Source organism: Streptomyces sp. NPDC047982, assembly GCF_043204165.1.
Taxonomy (GTDB): domain Bacteria; phylum Actinomycetota; class Actinomycetes; order Streptomycetales; family Streptomycetaceae; genus Streptomyces.
This window is the reverse complement of the sequence record NZ_JBIDBS010000005.1, coordinates 202,628-223,112: the sequence shown is the minus strand read 5'-3', so window position 1 is coordinate 223,112 and position 20,485 is coordinate 202,628. Positions and strand designations below refer to the sequence as shown.

The following is a 20,485-nucleotide window of genomic DNA, read 5'->3' as shown; positions in this document are numbered from 1 at the left end:
CGACGGGGGCGCGCGGGCGGACCGGGTGCGGTCGGCGGCCCGGTTCGCCCCCGCTGCGGGCGGCATGTCCCCTTCCGTGGGGAGCGCTGACGATCGGCGCCCCCGGCCTCCGTTCGCCAAAGGCCCGGCTCCGCGTCGCGCGTCACGCCCGGGGGATTCCCGGGAGCGACCCGCAATCGTTTACCGTTCACCTATATGGGGGTCGCGCAACGCGCCCTCCCCTCGACCGCCCCGGCCGGAAACCCCCGATCCCGCCGGGGCCGGCGATGTTCGTGAGCGTCTCGGGCAGGCCCGAGACGCCCTCCCGTGCCGCGAAACGGCCCGCGCCGGACCCGCCCGGCCCGAGGGCCCGGACGACCCGCCGCCCCCACCGAGCCCAGCGGTGTAGCGTCGCCGACGGCCCGCCGGGCCCGGCTGCCCGGGGCGAACGGCGCTGCCGGCCGACGGCGGCCACGACCAGCTCCCGGCCCGCCGAACCGAAAGCGCCGCGTGAGCACGACCGACACCGTGGTCGACCTGATCGACGAACGCGGAAGTCACCGACAGGGCGAGGCGCGCGTGGCGCGCGGGCCGGGACGGCCGGGGCATCAGCGCCCGGAGCACCGCCGCGGAAGCGCCTCGATCAGCAGCGCGCAGGCCACGGGCACCACCGCCACCACGGCCGCCGCCTCCGGCCGGAACCGGACCGCCAGCGCGGTCACGACGGCGCCCGTCACGACCGCCGCCAGCCGGCCGGCCGCCCATCGGTCCTCCCGTCGCCACGTCCGCAAGGCCGCGCGCCCGACGAGGGACGTGAGCGTGCCGGTGAAGTAGTTCGTGGGTGTCGTGAGGACACGCCCCTGGACACCCATGGCCGCGGAGACGAGCACCAGCAGCCCCAGCCGGTCGGCCTCGGACGTGATCGGACCCGGCCCCCACAGCGCGGCACCCGTCGTCAGCAACACCACCTCGACGAGCAGCGTCATCGGCAGATGCCACCGCAGCCAGGAGCTCAGCCACGCCCCGCTCGCGACCCCGAAGCCGTACGAGGCCAGCGCGGTGATCACCTTGAGGGCCACCCCGTGCTCCCCGACGCCGACCGCGGAGGCGCCCAGCAGTACGAGGTTCCCGGTCATCACGCCGGCGAAGACCTGCCCCACGCAGACGAAGGCGAACGCGTCCGCCGCACCCGAGGCGGCCGACAGGAGCAGCAGGGTCCATTCGGTCCGCGGATCGCGCCCGGTGGGGAAGGAGACGGTGGACACGCCTGCATTCTCTGCGTGGCCCTGCCGGAAGGCGCCGGAACCTGACGGGCGCGGCGCGGCGTGTCCATACGTCTCCTCGCCGCCGAGCCGTCAGGCCCAGTGCGCCGCCAGGGCCGTGAGCTGCGGAGAGATCACGTACGAGCCGTAGAGCGTGGAAGGCCCCAAGGGGGTTGACCAGTTGCAGCGGCGGCAACGGCCGGTTCGCCGAACTCGACAACGACTCCGAGCGATGGAGGGTGACCCCGGTCGGCCGGACCACGTCGTTCCAGTGGGTCCTGACCGCCCGGCACGCCACGAGCCCGTGGCTGTACTTCGCGGGCGGCCTGGAGATCGCCGAGTTCAACGACAACGGGGCCCAGCCGGGGGCGACGGTCACCCACCAGGTGGGCTTCGGCGGACTGAGCGGGAAGCAGAAGGTGCTCGCGGTGTGGAACATCGCCGACTCCGCCAACGCCTGCATCGACGCCGACGTCGGCCGACCGGGGCCGGAGAGCTGCGGTCCCGGCCGCTTCCCCGGATTGCCGGGGCACACGGAACCCCGGCCCGATTCCGGCGGGCCGGGGTTGTGTGTGGGGTGGAGCGGTCGGGTCAGTCGCGGTCGTCGCCGTAGCCGCCCTCGTCGCCGCCGCCGTAGCCGCCCTCGTCGCCGTAGCCGCCTTCGTCGCCGTAGCCGTGACCGCCGCCGTGGTGACCGTGGTGGTGGTGGATGACGCGGAAGCTGGCGACGATTCCGTTCTTGACGTGGACGCCGCCCTTGACGTGGCCCGGGCGGACGCCGTCGCTGGAGCTCCACGGGCCGACGGTGGCGATGGGGGAGCCGTTGTCGCAGGTGACGCCGCGGAAGACCTCGACGGTCTTGTGGCTCTCGTTGCGGATGTTGAGGGTCTTGGATCCGAGCCCGCTGATCACGGTCACGCAGCCGCCGCGCTCGTCGGTGTAGGTGCGCTCGTTGATGTGGATGCGGCCGTGGTGGTGGCGGTGGTGGCGGTGGTGCTTCTTCTTCTGGTGGCCCTTCTCGTGGCCGCCCTCGTTGCCCCTGCCCTCGTTGCCCCCGCCTTCGTTGCCCTTGCCGGCGTCGCCGCCGTCGAGGGCCATGGGGGCGGCGGCCTGCTGGACGATGGGGGCCGCCTGGGCCGGCTCCGATGTGGCTGCCGAGGCGTAGGTGATACCGGTGGCGGCCAGGGCCGCCGCGGCCGCGACAGCGCCGGTAACGACGGTGGAACGGGTAACCATGTCACTTCTCCTGTCTCAGGGAGGCCGGCTGAGCAGTCGGCCCGTGATTGAACGTACTGACGGTCCCCATACCTGTCATATCGGACACGTTGCCGCGTGGAGCCGGAACGCCTATCGAGGTACGCAACGTACGCCAAATGCTATTTCCGAATAATCTGACGATCTCTCAATTGACATGATGTGGGAGCCTCTTGATGTCTCGTTGGTCTGTCCGGGCGACTTCCTGAGGCCCGCTCACCCCCGCGACAGCGTGTCCATCGTTGACACGCCCGGGAAAGGGTGCTCGCCATTTCGTCGGCGTCGGTTGCTTCCGTCTCTGACCTGCCGATTCGAGGGCGTTGCGTTGTGCCGCCCGGTGGTCCTCTGTCCTGTGGTGTCGGCCTGCCGGGGCGTCCGCGCACCGGGCGGTGCCGCATCCCGCAACGGTGTCGTGCCCCGGGTCGCGTGCGCCCCGGGGACGGTGTGGTGCTCCGGGCGTCGTTCAGCCCGGGAACTCCGTGCGTTCCCACCACTCGTAGACGGGCAGTTGGCCCTCCGGGGTCTCCTGGCGGCGTGTGGTGATCCTGAAGTGCTCATATCCGCCGCGGAACGGGACCTTGAGGTCGTTCCCCGGGGTGGTGACGGGGACGATGCGCTCGGGGAGATCGTCGGGACCGCCTTCGAGGAATGCTTTGAGTGTGTTGGTCATGAAGGGAAGTTTCTCCGGTGGGTGGTCGGCCCCCTCCATGACGCGCCGACACCGTTCGCCCGGGCGATATAAACTTCTCAACAAGTTAAGGAGTATGGCTGAGGAGTGTGCGGGTGCTGCAGATCCGGATCGGCGCGGAGCGTGCCGCGGAGGCGGGCGACGGTCTGGCGCGAACCGCCCTCGGGTGGCGTCCCGGCATGAGTGAGGACGAGGCGTGGGAGGCCGGTCGGGGCGTCTGGAAGTTCAACGCCGACCGGGCCCTGTCCCAGAGCGAGGCGCAGATCATCAACCCCGCGGGCACCGTACTCGTGGTGGCGAGGATCACCGGTATCTCCAAGCACGACGGCCGCTACGCGCTGGAGGGCGAGATCCTGCGCGGTGATCCGCGCGTCGGCCGCCCCACTCCCAGCCCGCATCTGTCCCGCAATCCCGTCACCTACATCTGAAGGGCCTGTCCGGTGAGTGATTTCGACGCGATCGACTCGCTGCTCGCAGCCGTCGGCCCGGAAGCGGAGCTCCCGGCCGCAGAGGTGCGCCGCGCCCTGCGCGAGCAGGCCCGGCTGTCCAGGGCGCAGGTGGCGCGGGCGCTCGGAGTGGGCCCGTCGACCGTCGCCGGGTGGGAGAGCGGCCGGGACCCGTCCGGCGAGACGCGCACCAAGTACGCGTATCTGCTGGACGGACTGAGTGCCAAGCTCGGCACGGAGCCCGGCACCCCCGCGCCGGATCCCGAGCCCGCTGCCGAGCCCGGGGACGCGGGTGGGGCGGCCACGGCCGAGGAACGGCCCGCGGTGGAGTCCGGGGCAGCGGCCGCTCCCGCAGGGGATCTTGGACCGGGACCCGACGAGGTGGAGCATCTGGAGGCCGCCGAGCCGTGTGTGCTGTGCGGGCATCCGGCCACGCAGCGCGTCGCGGGCTTCGCCCAGCACCTCGACGCGGCCGACTGCCGCCCGGCCACCACGACGGCCGGAGCCCCGGCCGCCCCCGCCCGCGCCGCCGGACCGCCCGTCCGCCGGAAGGCGGAACGGTCCGCCGGCCCCGGCACGGGCGTGCCGCCCACGACGGGCCCGTCGAGGCGTTCCGGGTCACCGGCCCGACGCGCCTTCCAGCAACCGGCCGGTCCCGCCGATCTGATCCACGAGGCGGTCCGGGGCGCCCTCGCCGAGCACCGGGGCGACATCGACGCGGCCGTCGCGGCCCTGTCGAAACGCGCCATCCCGGACGCGATGCGTCTGCTGGACGAGACCCGCAAGGGCGCCCGCTACGACGTGATCGCCCACCCCTGGATCCCCGACATCCTCAAGAAGCAGACGTCCAGGGGCGCCGACCAGATCTGGGAGGCCCGCCCGAAGTGGACCCGCCACGAACTCCCGCCCGGTCGCCACGAGGTGACCGCGCTCGACGTCAACGGCGCCTATCTCTCCGCCCTCAAGACACATCTGCCGTTGGGGCAGCTGGAGCATTCCACCGGCTTCGCCCACGACCGTCGCCGTGCCGGAGTCCACCTGATCACCCCGCCCGCGTGGGAACACACGGCGGTGCTGCCCAACCCGATCGGCAACCGGGACGAACCCGGCCCGCTGTGGGTGACCGAACCGACGCTGCGCCTCCTGCTGCGGCTGGCCGGGCCGAAGTACGGACTGTGCGAACCTCCGGAGATCCACGAGTCGTTCACCTCCGGAGCCACCGAGAATCTGCTGGAGAAGTTCCGGGTCGCGCTCAAGGAGGCCAGGGACACGGCGATCACCGCCGATGACGAAGTGACGCTGGAGTACGTGAAGGCGATGTACTCGAAGTTCGTCTCCACCATGGGGGAGTCGAACTACAACCGGGAGCTGTACCGGCCGGACTGGATGCACATCATCCGCTCGCAGGCGTTCGCCAACCTCTGGATGAAGGCACTCAAGGCGCACCAGGACGGACTCGCCGTCGTACGGGCCATGGGCACCGACGAGCTGCACGTCATCGGCGACTGGCGGCGCGTCTTCCCCGAGGGCCGGGGCGTCAGCGAGGTCAAGGTCAAGGACACCTATACCGCCGGTGACGACATGGTGGAGCCCGAGAACGCCGACGACTTCGCGGACACCATCGAACAGGGGCAGGGGAGGGCGGGTGCAGGGCGGTGCGTTCCCGGCCGACGGCTCAGCCCTTGACGACGCCGAGCGGTACCAGGCGTGCCACAGGCCGGGCGAGTCCGGCCCCCTCGGTCGCCGCGACGACCGCGTCGACGTCCTTGTACGCCTCCGGGGTCTCCTCGGCGAGACCGCGCCACGACGAGGGGCGCACGGCGATGCCGTGGGCCTCCAGTTCATCACGGAGCCGCTCGCCGCGGACCATGCGCAGTGCCTGGTGACGGCTCCAGACCCGGCCGGCGCCGTGGCAGGCGGAGCGGAACGCGTCGTTGCCGGGCAGACCGACCATCACGTACGAACCGGTGCCCATGGTCCCGGGCACCAGCACCGGCTGGCCCGCCCGGGCGAGGTCATCGGGCAGGTCCGGGTCGCCGGGCGGCAGCGCCCGTGTAGCGCCCTTGCGGTGGACGCACAGGGAGCGCCGCACACCGTCCACCTCATGGTCCTCGATCTTGGCGGTGTTGTGCGAGATGTCGTAGACCAGGTCCAGGCCCGCCCCGGTGGCCGTGACGAAGGCGCGACGGGCGGCCTCCGACAGCAACTGCCGGTTGGCCCGGCCGTAGTTGGCTGCCGCCGCCATCGCCCCCAGGTAGGCGCGGCCGCGCGGCGAGTCGACCGGGGTGCAGGCCAGCTGGCGGTCCGGGACCCGGATGCCGTGCCGGTGCAGCTCCTGGTCCATCACGCGGACGTGGTCGGTGCACACCTGGTGTCCCAGGCCCCGCGAGCCGCAGTGGATCATGACGCACACCTGGTCCACCCGCAGCCCGAACGCCGCCGCCGTGGCGGGATCGTAGATCCGGTCGACCGCCTGGACCTCCAGGAAGTGGTTGCCCGATCCGAGACTTCCCACCTGGTGCAGCCCGCGCTCGACGGCGCGCGAGCTCACCTCTCCCGGCGCGGCGCCGTCCAGGACGCCGCGGTCCTCGCAGCGTGCGAGGTCGCGCGGCACACCGTGACCGTGTTCGACCGCGTACCGCGCCCCGCCGACCAGCAGCTCGTCCATCTCCGCCGTGCCGGACAGCTCCCACAGGCCGCCGCGCCCCATGCCGCGCGGGACGGTGCGGTCGAGGGCGTCCATCAGCCGCCGCATCCGGTCGTGGCCGAGCGCCTCACGGTCGATCCCGGCGGCCAGCAGCCGGACGCCGCAGGAGATGTCGAAGCCGACGCCGCCCGGTGAGACGACCCCGCCGCGGGAGATGTCCGTGGCGGCCACCCCGCCGATCGGGAAGCCGTAGCCCCAGTGCACGTCGGGCATGGCGAAGGAGGCGCGCACGATGCCGGGCAGCGTCGCCACGTTCGCCACCTGCTCCAGCGCCTTGTCCCCGGCCGCCTGCGGCAGCAGCGCGCGGGAGGCGAACACCATCCCGGGCACGCGCATCGGCTCCCTCTGCTCGATCCGGAACCGGTACGGGCTCCGTTCAGCCAGTACGATCTCCACCACCCTCGCCTCCTGCGGTCGGTGGCCGGACCCGGGCTCATACGTCGAGGGTGACCCGGCAGATCCAGCCGTCAGGGCCGTCCCGCAGCCGCAGGCCGTGCAGTGAAACGGCTTTCGGTACGGCTCCGATCTCCCGGGCGGACCCGGCGTCGGCCATACGGAATCGGACGAGCGTTCCGGGGCCTTCGCCTTCCGTCCGGGACGCTCCCGTGTCCGCGTCCACCCTCACGTCCGCGTCCACCTCCACGTCGAGCGGGATCTCGCCGTGGGCGTCCAGCCGGTAGACGACCTCCTCCAGGACCGAGACCAGCAGGTCCTCCCCGGAGCCGGCCGCGACGGTGCAGACGCGCTCGCCGGCCGGCGCCGCGCCGGACGTGTCGGCGAAGCTCTCCACCATCGCGCGCACGGCCTCGGCGACACAGTCCCCGGCCGTCGGAGCCCACGCCTCCACCCGCAGGTCCGCGGTGTGCGGCACGGTGCGGTGGCCGCGCGCGCCGGGGCGCCGCCGCGCCACGGGTTTCCGACCGTCCACGGTCGGTGCCTCCCCGTCGTCTCCGGGTACGCGGCCCCGGGCCCGGCTCCCCGAGCCGGGGGCCGCCGTTTCCTCCAGCGTCGTCCCCCATCCCGTTCCGCGGCAACCCGCACACGAGCGAGGCTCCGTCGCCGCACCCCTCGGGAAGGGGGTTCGAGACCGATTCCTGGAACGCCTTCGACGCGCGAAGGCATGTCCGAAAATGGGTGAACACCCGCCGGAACAAAGCGGGTCGAGGGACTGGTAGGAAAGTTTACTGTTCGCTAGCATTCCGGCCGGTGGCCTGGCGCGGTGCCCGCCCCACGGGCATGACGCGCTCAGCGAGAGCTCTGCCCCGGCCACCTTGAAGCCGCGCCCCGTCCGCACCCGGGCCGGGCGCGCGGCCACGCACCGACGCCCAGCTCTCGCCCCCCAGGCCAGGAGTGCAGGTATGCACCTGAACGGCTCAGCTCCGCTCCTCACACCCACCCGGCACCGGCGGGCGGGCACGGTCCTCGCCGCCGTACTCCTCCTCGTCGGCGGCCTGCTGCTCGCCTACCCCGACCGGGCCGACGCCACCGCCGACCCGCTCATCTCCCGCGGCAGACCCGCCACCGCCTCCTCCACCGAGGACTCCGCTCTCGGTCCGCAGAACGCCTTCGACGGCGACCCGGCCACCCGCTGGGCGAGCGCCGAGGGCAAGGACCCGCAGTGGATCCGCGTCGACCTCGGCGCCACCGCCGACATCACACGCGTGAAGCTCGACTGGGAGGCCGCGTACGCCAAGGCGTACCGGATCGAGGTCTCCGCCGACGCCACCAGCTGGACCCGGCTCGCCGAGGAGACGGCGGGCGACGGAGGCACCGACGACCGGCCCGGCCTGTCCGGCAAGGGCCGCTACCTGCGCGTGTACGGCACCGCCCGCGGCACCTCGTACGGCTACTCGCTCCACGAGGTCGAGGTGTACGGCACGCTTGCCGGAACGCCCCCGGAGACCGGCGCCTTCACCGTGGTCGCCGCGGGCGACATCGCCGCCCAGTGCACCGCCTCCGACAGCGACTGCGCCCACCCGAGGACCGCCGCCCTGGCCCAGCGGATCAATCCGAAGTTCTACCTGACGATGGGCGACAACCAGTACGACGACGCCCGGATCTCCGACTACCGCGCCTACTACGACAAGACCTGGGGCGCCTTCAAGAACAAGACCCGTCCGGTGCCGGGCAACCACGAGACCTACGACCCGGCCGGATCGCTCGCCGGCTACAAGGCGTACTTCGGCGCGATCGCCTACCCCCAGGGCAAGCCCTACTACAGCTTCGACGAGGGCAACTGGCACTTCATCGCCCTCGACTCCAACTCCCTCGACAAGAGCGCCCAGATCGACTGGCTCAAGGCCGATCTGGCCGCCAACACCAAGGCATGCATCGCCGCCTACTGGCACCACCCGCTGTACTCCTCGGGCGGGCACGGCAACGACCCGGTCAGCCGGCCGGTCTGGAAGCTCCTCTACGGAGCCAGGGCCGACCTCGTGCTGGGCGGGCACGACCATCACTACGAGCGGTTCGCCCCGCAGAACCCCGACGGGAAGGCCACCGCCGACGGAATCACCGAGGTCGTCGGCGGCATGGGCGGAGCCGAGCCCTACCCCATCGAGGAGGTCCAGCCCAACAGCCAGAAGCGGATCAGCGGTCAATACGGCGTCCTGAAACTGGACTTCAACGACACCGGCTACAGCTTCAGCTACGTCGGCACCGACGGCAAGGCCAAGGACACCAGCCCGAAGTACACCTGCCACTGATGTACCTGGCGACCACAGGACGCCGGGACGCACCGGCACCGCCCCGCACCGGCGGGGCGGGCCGGCGCGTCCCCGGCACCGTCATCGCCCTCGGCGCGGTCAGCCTCGTCACCGACATCTCCTCCGAGATGGTCACCGCGGTGCTGCCGCTCTACCTGGTCCTCGGACTCGGTCTCTCACCCCTCCAATTCGGCTTCCTCGACGGCCTGTTCAACGGTGCGACCTCCGTCGTCCGGCTGATCGCCGGACACTCGGCCGATCGCGGACACCGGCACAAGAGGGTCGCCGGCACCGGCTACGCCCTCTCCGCCTGCTCCCGGCTCGGACTGCTGCTCGCGGGCGGCGCCACCGCCGGGATCGCGGCCGCCCTCGCCGCCGACCGTGTCGGCAAGGGCATCCGCACCGCGCCCCGGGACGCGCTGATCACGCTGAGCAGCCGGCCCGAGACGCTCGGCAGATCCTTCGGCGTGCACCGGGCCATGGACACCACCGGCGCCCTGCTCGGGCCGCTCGCCGCGTTCGCCTTGCTCTGGGCGACCGCCGGGGCCTACGACGCGGTGTTCGTCGTCAGCTTCTGTGTCGGGCTGCTCGGCGTACTGATCCTCGTGCTGTACGTGCCCGGACGGCGGACCACCACCCCGTCGGCCACCCCGGCCCCCCGTACGCGCACGGTGTTCGCGGCGCTCCGCGACCGGCGCTTCCGGCGGATCCTCGGAGCCGCCGGACTGCTCGGCGCCGCCACCATCGGGGACGCCTTCGTCTACCTCCTGCTCCAGCGCCGGCTCGATCTCCCCGTCGGCTGGTTCCCGCTCCTGCCGCTCGGCGCGGCGGCGTGCTACCTGCTGCTCGCGGTTCCGGCCGGGCGGATCGCGGACCGGGCGGGCCGACGTCTGCCGTTCCTGTACGGGCACCTCGCGCTGCTCGGCGTGTACGTCATGCTCCTCGTCCCGGCCGTCGGTCCCGTCCCGTTCCTCGTCGTGCCCGTGCTCGTGCTGCTCGGCGTCTTCTACGCCACCACCGACGGCGTGCTGATGGCCCTCGCCTCACCCGCGCTGCCCGCCGACGGCAGGGCGGGCGGCCTCGCCCTGCTCCAGACCGGCCAGGCGCTCGCCCGGATGCTCGCCGCCGCGGGCTTCGGCGCCGCCTGGACGGTGTGGGGACCGCGCCCCGCGCTGTGGGCGGCGGCCACCGCGCTGCTCGCCGCGCTCCTCGGCGGCTGGGCGCTGCTGTCCCGTGACCCGTCCGACGCCGCGGCCGCCGAGGAGCCCGGAGCCCCGACCATCGAGAGGCCGACCGCATGAGCGCCAGGTTCCCGAAACCCTCGACCTCCCCGGGCCCCCGGGCCCGGATCGCCGTTCTGGTGGCCGCGGTGCTGCTTCTCACGGGGGGCTCCGTCGGCTACGCCCTGCACGCGCAACACCGCACGCGGGGTCAACAGGCCGCCGCCGACTCCTCGTTCACCGTCAGCGGGCCCGCGCTGTACTTCCGGGACACGGCCACCGGACGCGTCGCCCGCCGCCCGCTCGCCGCTCCGCCCGGCGCACGCACTCCCGGCGGTCCCGCCTGCGACCGGTTCCACGCCTCCGGCGACCACGCGGTCTGCCTGCGCGCCCGGCCGGGCGTACTGCCGAGGACGCACGCCGTCGTGCTCGACCGCCGACTGCGCGAACAGCGCCGGATCACCGTGCCGGGCACCCCCACCCGCGCCCGCGTCTCCGCCTCCGGACGGATGGTGTCCTGGACGGTGTTCGCCACCGGGGACTCGTACGCCACCACCGCCTTCTCCACCCGGACCGCGATCCTCGACCTGCGCACCGGCTACCTCGTCAAATCCATCGAGGGGATCCCCCTGACCATCGACGGGGCCCGCTACCACGCCCCCGACGTCAACTACTGGGGGGTGACCTTCGCCCGCGACGACAACCGCTTCTACGCGACCGTCTCCACCAAGGGCCGCACGTACCTCGTCGAGGGGGACATGGAGAAGTGGTCGGCGAAGGCGCTGCGGCAGAACGTCGAGTGCCCTTCCCTGTCCCCCGACAACACCCGGCTCGCGTTCAAGAAGAAGGTCTCCGACGAACCGGCCGCGCCCTGGCGGCTGCACGTCCTCGACCTGCGGACGATGCGCGAGACACCGCTCGCGGAGACGCGCAACGTCGACGACCAGGCGGCCTGGCTGGACGACCGCACGGTCGCCTACGCCCTGCCCGGCACCGGGGGCCGGGACAGCGACATCTGGACCGTTCCCGCGGACGGCACCGGCGCACCCGGCATGGCCGTGTCCGGCGCGTCGTCACCGACGGCGGTGGGCTGAGCCGGATCCCCGGCGCCGGATCCGCGGCCACGGGCCGCCCGGTCGCGGGTCCCGCCGCGCCGTGGTCCCCTGGATGCGATCACCGTTCCCGCCGCTCCAGGGAGGCCATGGATGCGCACGAGTGACCTGACCCCCGCCGTGCTCAAGGACCTGCGTCGCCCGCGCCCCTTCCCGGCGATCTCGCTGCTCATGCCGACCCACCGGGCCAGGCCCGGCAATGAACAGGACCCCATCCGTCTGCGCAACCTCCTCAACGAGGCGGCGCGGCGCGTCAAGGACGACCCGGCGGTCGACCGCGAGACCCGGCTCCGGCTGGAGCGGCAGCTCGACATGGAGAGCGTTCTGCGGCTGTTCGACGCCCAGCGAGCCGAGGACGGCCTGCTGGTGCTGCTGGCGCCGGACGAGGAGCCGCAGGCGTGGCAGTTCGTCTCCCCGCACGACATCCCCGAACGCGTCGAGATCACGACCACGTTCCTCACCCGCAACCTCGTGGCGGCCCACCTCTACGCGCGCCCGTACTGGGTGCTGGCCCTCGACCAGGAGGAGAGCAGGCTGTACCTGGCCCACGCCGGGAGCCTGACCGGGGTCACCGCCCACGGCTTCCCGGCGAAGCCGCACGTCCCGAACCTTGCGGACGCGATGCCCGGCCCGGCGTACGGCACGGACCGCACGGGCTACCGCGCGGCTCGGGTCGCCCAGTACGTCTCCGACATCGAGGAGCGCCTCGCCCGGGCCATGACGGAGCGCCACCTTCCCCTGATCCTGGTGGGCAGCCCCGAGCTGACCACCGCCTTCGGGAAGATCTCGCGCCACGCCGGGGCGATGGTGGGGGAGCTGGAGCTGACGGGCGCCGACAAGCACGCCGTACCCCAGCTGGAGAAGCGTCTGGAGCCGGTCTTCCGGAAGATCCGCGAGGACCGTGCGCAGGAGGCCCGCCGGGACCTGGACGCGGCGCGCGGCCGCAAGGCGTACGTCGCGGGCCTCGCGGAGGTGTGGCACGCGGTCATGGACCACCGGGCCGCCCTCATCCTCGTGGAGGAGGGCCTGCGCGCGGCGGGACGGGCCGAGGAGAACCACCAGCTGCACGTCGTCGACGTCCCGGAGGGCGAACCGGCGCCCGAGGGCGTCGAGACGGACATCGTCGACAGCCTCGTCGAAGCGGCGCTGGACGCCGACACGGAAGTGCGTTTCGTCCCCGACGGCACGCTTTCCGACGGCGTCGGCATAGCGGGCACGCTCCGCTACTGAACCGGCCGCCGGTCAGGTCCCCCACGACCCACCGGGTGCCCCGGCCCCGCTCCCACGCGCACGTCCGGGCCGGGCCAGGTCCTCCAGGGGGAGCACCCCCTCTCCCCGGAACAGGCCGCGGGCCGCGGCCAGGCGCCGCTCGCGGGCCGGGCCCGGCGCGGTCACCTCGTCCAGGGCCCTCAGCAGGGCCCACGGGTCCTGGGCATGGTCGGCGAGGCCGAGCGCCGCCATGCTCCGCACGCCCTGTGCGCCGTGCCCCGGAATCGGTCGGTGGCCGACCACCGGCAGCCCGGCGGCCAGCGCCTCCAACGCCGTCTGGCCCGCAGCGTTGTCGACCAGGGCACGGGAGGCCGCCATGAGGCCCCGTACGTCGTCCACCCAGCCCAAGGCGTCCGCGTGTCCGACACGAGCCACGCTCCGGCGCAGCCGCGTGTTGTTCCCGCACAGCACGAGGGGCCGGTACCCCGCCGAGGCCAGCAGCCGCGCGGTGTCCACCACCCGCGCGCCCGCCCCCCACGCCCCCGTCGACACCAGCACCGGCGGACGGTCCGGCGAGCCGATCCGCCGCCGCCAGTCCGCGGCCGTCGGCGCCGGGGCGTGGAAGCGGGGCGCCACCAGGGGGCCGGAGACGACGGCCGGGCGCCGCAGCACGCTCCGTACCCGGCGCGCGAGACCGGGCGTCAGGCACAGGTGGAGGTCGTTGCCCGGATGGAGCCACTGGCGGTGCACGGCGAAATCGGTGATGACGACGGCGCTCGGCACGCGGAGCGCGCCGCGTGCGCGCAGACCGCCGGTGAGCTGGGCGGCGAGATGGAAGACGGGGACCACCACGTCCGTGCGCCGCCGCGCGACGAGCTCCAGCAGCCGCCGCTCCGCGAGTGCCGCCAACGGGGCGCTGCCCGGGCGGGGGAGGCCGTCGTCCGGGGCGCGGAAGAACGCCGCGTACAGCCCGGCGTAGACGAACGGCGCGCGGCGGACGACCGTCCGGTAGAAGGCGCGCAGCCCGGCACCGATCCCGGCGGGCAGCAGATCGAGGACGTCGACCGTCGTCGTCCGCCCTCCGCCGGCCTCCAGCCGGCGGGTCAGCTCGGCGGCCACGGTGTCGTGCCCGGAGCCCATGCCGGCGCTCAGGACGAGGAAGCGTCCGGATGCCGCGCTCATCGGCCGACTGCCCCTGCCCGCCGACCGGGGCGGGCCGGTACGGTCGAGCGTCCGCAGCCGGCCGCCGCCGCGGACCGGCGCACCCGCCGCGGCACGGGCTCGCCCGGCTCACCCGGTCGGCCGGTGTCCCGGCGCGGCCCCGAACGGCCGTCCGTGTGGGCAGCAGGCACCTGATCACCCCTGACGTTCGGCGGCGCGCGGCGGGTCCGGCGCCATGGGCACTGGCGTGGTGGTCCCATTGTGTGGGCCCGGGCGGTGCCGTGCGGTTCAGTGAGGCGCGGGTCGCGACGGTTTTGGCCGAGCACGCCCCGGCTACTCCTAACCAGACCCGGTGGCGCGTGGTCCCCCCGACCCGGGATCTCCGAGCGAGCCCGATCCCCGGGCGGCGCAGGCGACGCGCCGCACCGTGCCGACACAGGGGAGAGGCCATGTCATCTGGTCCGGGCAGCGCCCACCGCGGCGTGCCGGACGGCGACGCGTCGGACGGCCGCGCCGGCGGGAAGGGCGTGGCCCTGGTGACGGGGGCCTCGTCGGGCATCGGGGCCGCTGTCGCGCACCGGATCGCGGCCGAGGGGGGCTGGCGGCTGCTGGTGACCGGTCGCGACCGCGAGCGGCTGGAGCGCGTCGCGGCGAGCACGCGCTCGACGGCGCTCTGCGCCGACCTGATGGCGCCCGGCGGTACGGAGCGGCTCGCCCGGCAGGCCCTCGACCTCGCGGGCCGGGTGGACCTGCTCGTCGCCGCCGCGGGGGTCGGCTGGTCCGGCCCCTTCGCCGCCATGCCGGCCGCAGCCGCCGACCGGGTCCTCACCGTCGACCTGGTGTCCGTCGTCCGGCTGGTGCGGCTCCTGCTGCCGCACATGCTCGCGGCGGGGCGTGGCCACATCATGCTGATCGGGTCGGTGGCCGGATCCACCGGCGTCCGCAGCGAGGTCGTCTACTCGGCGGCGAAGGCGGCGATCGGCACCTTCGCCGACGCCCTGCGTCACGAACTCAGGGGAACCGGAGTACGGATCACCCATCTGGTCCCCGGCGTCGTGGACACCCCGTTCTTCGAACGCCGGGGCATGCCGTACGCCCGTTCGTGGCCCCGCCCGATGTCGCCGGAAAGAGTCGCCGACGCCGTCTGGGACGCCTATCTCGAGGGCCGTGACGAGGTGTACGTCCCCGGCTGGCTGCGCCTGCCGGGATGCGTGCGCGCCGTGGCCCCCGGGCTCTACCACCGGCTCGCCGCCCGCTTCGGGTGAAGCCGCCGGTACGCATGGACGTCCTCGCCGTGACACTGGCGCTGCTGGCGGCTCTCGCCAACGGCGCCGCCTCGGTGCTGCAACGACGGGCCGCCGTGGACCAGGCGGTGTGCGAACCGGCGGACGACGCACCGGACACGCACCGGACGGTGCGTCACGCGGTGCGCCGGTCGGCGCGGCTGGTGCGCAAGCCCTTGTGGCTGGCGGGCGCGTCGGCGCTCGGACTGTCCGCCGTGCTCCAGGCAGCGGCGCTCGCGGTGGGCAGCATGTCGGTGGTGCAGCCGCTGATGGCGAGTGAGCTCCTCTTCACGCTCCTGCTCGGAACCGCCGTGTTCCGCCGGCGACCGGGCGGCAGGACCTGGCTGTCCTTCCTGATGCTCGGCGCCGGTCTGACGCTCTTCCTGACCGCCGCCGGGCCGTCGCCGGGCGAGGCGACCGCGGAGGCCGGCATGTGGCTGTTCGCCGGAGCCTGGATCGCGACGGCGGTGGCCGTGCTGGTCCTGGTCGCCCGCGCCGTCCGCGGCACCGCCCGCGTCGCGTCCCTCGGCTGTGCCACGGCCATCTGCTTCGCCTGCACCGCCGGTCTGATCAAAGAGGTCGCCGGGCGCATCCCGGACGGGGCGGCGGCGGTCTTCACGACCGGTTACCCGTACGCGATGTGCGGTGTCGGCCTGTTGAGCCTGGCGCTGCTGCAGAGCACCCTGCGCGCCGGGACGCTGGCCGTCTCCCAGCCGGCGCTCACTCTGGGGGACGCGCTGGTGAGCGTGGTCCTGGGCGCGGTGCTGTTCGGCGAACAGATCGCGTGGGGGACCCATGCGCCGGCGGCCGTGACCGGCGCGTGCCTGGTGGCCGCCGGGACCGTCGGTCTGTCGCGCTCCCCGGCGGTGGCGGGGCACTGGGACACGACGGGAACGACACCGCGCGGGAAGCCGGCCGACCACGACCGGTAGCCCGCGCCGAACGGAGGGACGAGGACCCTATGAACCACCGACACCCGCGCGTTCCCGCCGGGGCGCGTGTTCCCCTGGCGCTGTCGGCGCTGGTGCTGACCGCACACATCGCCCCCGCAGGCACCTGGCTCGCGGGCCCGCGCCGGACCTGCTTCCCCGCCCTGGCCGGCCTCGGCCGCCCCCGCCACATCGCCCTGACCTTCGACGACGGTCCGGATCCCGGCTCCACTCCGTACTTCCTCGACGCACTGGACCGGCTCTGCGCGCGTGCCACGTTCTTCGTACTGGGGGAGAGTCTGCTGCGCCACCCGGAACTCGGCCGCGACATCGCCCGCCGCGGCCATGAACTGGCCGTCCACGGCTGGACGCACAGTCGCCCCTGGCTCCCCGCGGCGGGCCGGGACACACGCGAGGTCTCCCGCGCCGCGGCGGCGGTGCACCGGGTCTCGGGCGCCCGGCCGCTGTGGTACCGGCCGCCGTACGGCATCCTGACCGGCGGGCGCTGGGCCGCGGCCGTGCGCTGCGGACTGCGCCCGGTGCTGTGGTCCGCCTGGGGCCGGGACTGGGCCGAGAACGCGACGGCCGAGCGCGTCCTGACCACCGTGCGCCGCGATCTCCGGGGCGGCGGCACGCTCCTCCTGCACGACGCGGACCCGTCGGCGTCCGGCCGCTGGCGGCCCGCGCTCGCGGCGCTGCCCCGGCTGGTCGAGGAGATCCGCGCAGCGGGACTGGCCGTCGGCCCGCTCGCCGAGCACGGCCTCGCGCCGGCCCGTTCCCGCGACGGCGCCTGACGGGCCGTACGGTCCCGGCCACCGCACCGGGCGCGTGGCGCCGGTCGTCGGATCCGGGGCAGCGTACGACGCGACGGGCGGCAGCAGCCAGCAGGTCGCCGACATCTGGCCGAGTCTGCTCACCAACGACGACGCTGTGCCGCGGCCAAGGCGATTCGCGCCGGCGCGAGCTGGAAGCTCGAAGTGATCAACGAGACCGGGAGGATCAAGCAGGGGGACGAGCGGGACCTGATGCGTTTCGCCGTCAGCAGGTGGCCCGGACGCCCCGCCCCGGTCGGGACGTACCGTGCGGCGGAGGGCCGGGCCGGGGCGCCGACCGCGGGCGCGGGACCGGACTCCCGTCCGCGGCGGCCCGCAACGTGCCCCGACGGCGCGCCGCGGGCCGCCGCCTCACTCGTGCCCGCCGCCCTCGGCCAGCCGTATCCCGGTGACCAGATGCGGCCGGATGTGGACCGCGCATTCCATCATCCGGTCCGACCAGGGCCGGATCAGCCGCTGGTAGCGGACCAGGGCGTCGGGATCGGTCACCGGACGGCAGTAGCCTGTTGCGACGACGCTCCACCCCAGATGGGTCAGCGGATCGATGGCGTCGGCCTGATAGGCGACCACGACCCCGCGGTCGCCGTGGTCCCGGGCCTGGGCGAACAGGTCCGAGTCCTGATGGGTCCGGATGACGATCCGGCCGCGGTCCAGCACGTGGTTCACCGGCCGGATCGCGGGCAGCGCGTGCCGGGTGAAGACGATCCGCCCGAACGACACCTCGCGCAGCAGCCCGAGCGCCTGGGTGCTCGTCAACTCGACGGTCCGGCGCGGCCAGACGGCCTCGGGTGCGTGGGCCACGTCCCCCTGCGGCCAGCCGTGCGCGGCTGGGCTCGTGGCCATGGGCAGGGCTGACCGGGGCGGCGGCCGGTGACCTGTGTGGCTCATGACTGGCGACCTGCGTGGCTCATGGGGCGGCCTCGTCTCCTGATGTGCTCGTCTGCCGTACGAGTACATCCTGCGCCGCACCGCCCCGCCAGGGCCGAACGGCCCAGGGCCGAACGGCCCTAGCGGGGTCGCTCCCCCGATGGTTTCACTTCGGTGGTTCGCATGCCCGGCCCCGCTCGACGGCGGCAACCGGGGCCGGGCCGCGGCATGCGGAGTGTTCGGTCGGGTCGGTGGTGCACAGGTGCACAGAAGGGGTACGCGGTGATCGCGGTCGTCGGACACAGGGATCTCGACAGCAGAACGCTGGAACTGGTGGAGGCGGAACTGAGAGCACGGCTGGACTGCCTGGCGGAGGGCGTGGCCGCGCTCGTCCGCGTCGGGGCGGGCCTGCCCCTGGTGTTCGGGCGCGCGGTCCGGGAGGCCGGACGGAAACTGACGGTGCTGCTGCCGGCCCAGGGGTCGGTCCCCGCGGTGCTGCCGGAGCGCGACCGGCGGGCCGCCGGTGAACTGCTTGTCCTGGCCGAGCACGTGAGCCTGCTGGCCTTCGACCCGGCCGACCGCGACGCGTGCGTCGGCGCCGACGAGCGGGTGGTGGCGACATGCCGTTCCGTGCTCGCCGTGTGGGACGGTTCACCCACCGACGGCCGGGACGCCACCGCCCATCTGGTCGCCTTCGCGCGGGCACGGGGCATCCCCGTGGACATCGTGTGGCCGGACGGCTGCGTACGACGGAGGGCGGCATGAACACATCGGCACAGCGGGCGGCGGAGCCGGACCCTCGGACCGTGGGCGACCACGAGCCACGCCCGGCGCACGGTGGACCGGTCGACCGCGCCGCACGGACGGACGACGACCCGCCCGGGGCGGACGGCGGCGCGGAACGGATCGGCGCCCGGCCGGGGTTCGGGTGGCTGCTCGTCGTGACCGCGGCACTCGGGCTGCTGGGCTCCTTCGTGATCACCATCGACAAGTTCGAACTGCTCGCCGACCCCGCCTTCGTCCCGTCCTGTTCACTGAACCTCGTGCTCTCCTGCACGGACGTGATGCGCAGTGAACAGGCATCGGTGTTCGGCTTCGCCAATCCGCTTCTCGGGCTGATCGGCTTCGGGGCGGTCATGGGCATCGGCACCGGGCTCCTCGCGGGCGCCCGCTACCGGCGCTGGTACTGGCTGGGCCTGAATCTGGGCGCCTTCCTCGGTGTCGTGTTCTGCATGTGGCTGATGATTCAGGCGCTGTACGACATCGGCGCACTCTGCCTGTGGTGCATGCTCGTGTGGGTGGCGACCATCTTCATGTTCTGGTACACAACCGTGCACAATCTGCGCCACGGCGTGCTGCCCGCCCCGCGGGCCGTCGTCGCCGCGGTACTGGAATTCCCGCTGGTGGTGCCCGTGACCTGGTGCCTGGTCATCGTCATGCTGATAGCAACCCGGTTCTGGTCGTCCTGGGCGTCACTTCTGTGACCGCCGGTTCGAGCGCGCCCGCGACGGCCTCGCGTCCCGGTCCGGTGACCGGGACGCTCGACGTGCTGTCGTGATGGACGCACCCGGCCGGGACTCCGGCGGAGGCGAGCCGGTCCGCGAAGACCCCCGTCGCGTCCGGTGCGGAGACCTCGGGGGCCAGCGCCAGGAACACCTGCTGCCGGACGAGGTTCCCGGAACCGCGTCCCGGCACGCCGCACATCGCCCGCAGCTCCTGATCCGTGAGGGGGCCGGTGGAGGGAAGCACGGTCAGCCAGGTACGCCCGCGCCGCAACGAGTCCAGATACGCCACGTCGTACATGCCCTCGTCCGCCCCGCCGTCCAGCAGCAGCCGCACCCGGAACGCCCGGGACCGTTCGGCGTCGATCTGCTGGAGCAGCGCCTTCATCGCGGCCCAGCCCGTGCCCGAGGCGATCAGCAGCACGTCGGCGGACGGCGTGTGGGCCGGCAGCGCCAGCCTGCCGCGCGGCGCGCCGAGGCGTACGGTGTCGCCCTCCCGTGTGTGGTGCACCAGCGCGTCGCTCACGCCGCCGGCGCCACGGGCACGCACGTGGAACTCCAGCTCGCCGTCCGGATGCGGCGCGCGGGCCAGGTAGTAGGGACGCCACGCCTGCTCCAGCAGCGGCGATTCCAGGGACGCGTACTGTCCCGCCGTGAAGGCGTACGGCTGGTGCGGGCGCACCCTGAGGACCGCGAGGCCCGGCGCACGGAACTCGTGCGCGGTCACCGTCGCGTGCCAGCTCGGCGGTTCGGCGATCGCCTCGTCGGCGCCCTTGACCATCGCGGACACGGCCAGACGCAGCATGCGCAGCCAGGCGTCCCCCAGCGGCGCCGTCCACCGGGCACCCGCCCGCATGCGCAGCGCCTCCAGCAACGCCGCCTCGAACGCCTCGAAGTGCGCGGGTCGCACACCGAGCTTGCGGTGGTCGCGCCCCAGCTGCGTGAACCTGCCGATCATGTCGTCGGTGCGGTGCAGATTGCCGATCAGGTGGCGGAAGATCTCGACGAGATGGGCCTGCTGGAACGCCATCGACTCGGGGAACAGCGACCGCAGATACGGGTGCCGTTCGAACAGGGCCCGGTACAGGTCGTCGATCAACCCCTCCAACGGGCCGACCAGCGGCAGGCAGTCGAGGATCAACTGCTGGTCGGCCGTGCCGTCGTACGCCTGCGGACCCTCGGCGCGCCGCGCTCCGTCGTCCGTACCGGTCGGGGAGAGGATGCGCCGCCTCAGCCGCATCGCGTCGTGCCGCGCGAGCAGTGCGTGGTAGTCCTCGCTCGGGGTGTTCATGGACCGGTGACTCCTAGGGGCGGTGCGATGGGGATGG

General features: G+C 73.5%; 19 protein-coding genes and 2 pseudogenes. 13 read left to right on the top strand and 8 right to left on the bottom strand.

The genetic code is table 11. The features are described 5' to 3' along the window. Window positions 1-587: 587 nt before the first annotated feature. Window positions 588-1,244, bottom strand: coding sequence for a YoaK family protein (locus tag ACGF2V_RS08360; RefSeq protein WP_362704699.1), 657 nt, complete (start codon window positions 1,242-1,244; stop codon window positions 588-590). A 40-nt stretch (window positions 1,245-1,284) separates the two neighbouring features. Between ACGF2V_RS08360 and ACGF2V_RS08355 the strand changes: the two are divergent. Further along, window positions 1,285-1,717, top strand: a pseudogene (locus tag ACGF2V_RS08355) (lytic polysaccharide monooxygenase auxiliary activity family 9 protein); the annotation flags it as partial. A 115-nt stretch (window positions 1,718-1,832) separates the two neighbouring features. On the opposite strand, the gene ACGF2V_RS08350 reads toward ACGF2V_RS08355, so the two are convergent. Beyond that, entirely contained in the window at window positions 1,833-2,477 is a 645-nt protein-coding gene (locus ACGF2V_RS08350) for a hypothetical protein (RefSeq protein WP_362704696.1), read from the bottom strand. A 481-nt stretch (window positions 2,478-2,958) separates the two neighbouring features. Continuing rightward, window positions 2,959-3,165, bottom strand: coding sequence for a DUF5988 family protein (locus ACGF2V_RS08345; protein WP_362623000.1), 207 nt, complete (start codon window positions 3,163-3,165; stop codon window positions 2,959-2,961). 113 nt (window positions 3,166-3,278) lie between these two features. Between ACGF2V_RS08345 and ACGF2V_RS08340 the strand changes: the two genes are divergently transcribed. Both ACGF2V_RS08340 and ACGF2V_RS08335 read left to right on the top strand, forming a co-directional pair. Next, window positions 3,279-3,611: a hypothetical protein gene (locus ACGF2V_RS08340; RefSeq protein WP_362623003.1), complete on the top strand. Its 333-nt coding sequence runs from the start codon at window positions 3,279-3,281 to the stop codon at window positions 3,609-3,611. Window positions 3,612-3,623: 12 nt separating this feature from the next. Next, window positions 3,624-5,315 (top strand): helix-turn-helix domain-containing protein, encoded by a 1,692-nt coding sequence (locus tag ACGF2V_RS08335; protein WP_362623006.1) that lies wholly within the window; start codon window positions 3,624-3,626, stop codon window positions 5,313-5,315. Here ACGF2V_RS08335 and ACGF2V_RS08330 read toward each other — a convergent pair. Together ACGF2V_RS08330 and ACGF2V_RS08325 are read right to left on the bottom strand one after the other, a co-directional pair. After that, the gene (locus ACGF2V_RS08330) at window positions 5,305-6,735 is read right to left on the bottom strand and encodes an RtcB family protein (RefSeq protein ID WP_362623009.1); all 1,431 of its coding nucleotides are present in this window, start codon (window positions 6,733-6,735) and stop codon (window positions 5,305-5,307) included. The two genes, ACGF2V_RS08335 and ACGF2V_RS08330, sit on opposite strands and share 11 nt — an antisense overlap. A gap of 34 nt (window positions 6,736-6,769) precedes the next feature. Further along, entirely contained in the window at window positions 6,770-7,264 is a 495-nt protein-coding gene (locus ACGF2V_RS08325) for an archease (protein ID WP_362623012.1), read from the bottom strand. A 430-nt stretch (window positions 7,265-7,694) separates the two neighbouring features. On the opposite strand from ACGF2V_RS08325, the gene ACGF2V_RS08320 reads away from it, so the two are divergent. The 4 genes from ACGF2V_RS08320 (at window position 7,695) to ACGF2V_RS08305 (ending at window position 12,603) form a co-directional block, all read left to right on the top strand. After that, window positions 7,695-9,041 (top strand): discoidin domain-containing protein, encoded by a 1,347-nt coding sequence (locus ACGF2V_RS08320; protein WP_362623015.1) that lies wholly within the window; start codon window positions 7,695-7,697, stop codon window positions 9,039-9,041. Continuing rightward, window positions 9,041-10,342: an MFS transporter gene (locus ACGF2V_RS08315; protein ID WP_362704693.1), complete on the top strand. Its 1,302-nt coding sequence runs from the start codon at window positions 9,041-9,043 to the stop codon at window positions 10,340-10,342. The genes ACGF2V_RS08320 and ACGF2V_RS08315 overlap by 1 nt, the downstream gene beginning before the upstream one ends. After that, window positions 10,339-11,355 (top strand): hypothetical protein, encoded by a 1,017-nt coding sequence (locus tag ACGF2V_RS08310; protein ID WP_362704690.1) that lies wholly within the window; start codon window positions 10,339-10,341, stop codon window positions 11,353-11,355. Before ACGF2V_RS08315 ends, ACGF2V_RS08310 begins: the two co-directional genes overlap by 4 nt. A gap of 111 nt (window positions 11,356-11,466) precedes the next feature. Beyond that, window positions 11,467-12,603 (top strand): hypothetical protein, encoded by a 1,137-nt coding sequence (locus ACGF2V_RS08305; protein WP_362623022.1) that lies wholly within the window; start codon window positions 11,467-11,469, stop codon window positions 12,601-12,603. 12 nt (window positions 12,604-12,615) lie between these two features. Here ACGF2V_RS08305 and ACGF2V_RS08300 read toward each other — a convergent pair whose 3' ends face one another. Further along, the gene (locus ACGF2V_RS08300; RefSeq protein WP_362623025.1) at window positions 12,616-13,764 is read right to left on the bottom strand and encodes a galactosyldiacylglycerol synthase; all 1,149 of its coding nucleotides are present in this window, start codon (window positions 13,762-13,764) and stop codon (window positions 12,616-12,618) included. Window positions 13,765-14,192: 428 nt separating this feature from the next. Here ACGF2V_RS08300 and ACGF2V_RS08295 point away from each other — a divergent pair, with 428 nt between their 5' ends. From ACGF2V_RS08295 to ACGF2V_RS08280, 4 genes and pseudogenes are all read left to right on the top strand, one after another. Then, on the top strand, window positions 14,193-15,008 hold the full coding sequence (locus ACGF2V_RS08295) for an SDR family NAD(P)-dependent oxidoreductase (RefSeq protein ID WP_362704688.1): 816 nt from the start codon (window positions 14,193-14,195) through the stop codon (window positions 15,006-15,008). Between the two features lie 14 nt (window positions 15,009-15,022). Further along, on the top strand, window positions 15,023-15,958 hold the full coding sequence (locus ACGF2V_RS08290; protein ID WP_362704685.1) for a DMT family transporter: 936 nt from the start codon (window positions 15,023-15,025) through the stop codon (window positions 15,956-15,958). A 29-nt stretch (window positions 15,959-15,987) separates the two neighbouring features. Then, window positions 15,988-16,749: a polysaccharide deacetylase family protein gene (locus ACGF2V_RS08285; RefSeq protein WP_362704683.1), complete on the top strand. Its 762-nt coding sequence runs from the start codon at window positions 15,988-15,990 to the stop codon at window positions 16,747-16,749. 64 nt (window positions 16,750-16,813) lie between these two features. Then, window positions 16,814-17,001: pseudogene (locus ACGF2V_RS08280) on the top strand (stress protein); the annotation flags it as partial. A 138-nt stretch (window positions 17,002-17,139) separates the two neighbouring features. Here ACGF2V_RS08280 and ACGF2V_RS08275 read toward each other — a convergent pair. Then, entirely contained in the window at window positions 17,140-17,631 is a 492-nt protein-coding gene (locus ACGF2V_RS08275) for a pyridoxamine 5'-phosphate oxidase family protein (RefSeq protein WP_362623036.1), read from the bottom strand. Between the two features lie 306 nt (window positions 17,632-17,937). On the opposite strand from ACGF2V_RS08275, the gene ACGF2V_RS08270 reads away from it, so the two are divergent. Beyond that, entirely contained in the window at window positions 17,938-18,420 is a 483-nt protein-coding gene (locus tag ACGF2V_RS08270) for a hypothetical protein (protein ID WP_362623039.1), read from the top strand. Continuing rightward, window positions 18,417-19,139, top strand: a complete 723-nt coding sequence (locus ACGF2V_RS08265) for a vitamin K epoxide reductase family protein (protein WP_362623042.1) — start codon at window positions 18,417-18,419, stop codon at window positions 19,137-19,139. Before ACGF2V_RS08270 ends, ACGF2V_RS08265 begins: the two co-directional genes overlap by 4 nt. Here the strand turns inward: ACGF2V_RS08265 and ACGF2V_RS08260 are convergent. Beyond that, the gene (locus ACGF2V_RS08260) at window positions 19,090-20,448 is read right to left on the bottom strand and encodes a globin domain-containing protein (RefSeq protein WP_362704680.1); all 1,359 of its coding nucleotides are present in this window, start codon (window positions 20,446-20,448) and stop codon (window positions 19,090-19,092) included. The genes ACGF2V_RS08265 and ACGF2V_RS08260 overlap by 50 nt on opposite strands. Window positions 20,449-20,485: the final 37 nt, after the last annotated feature.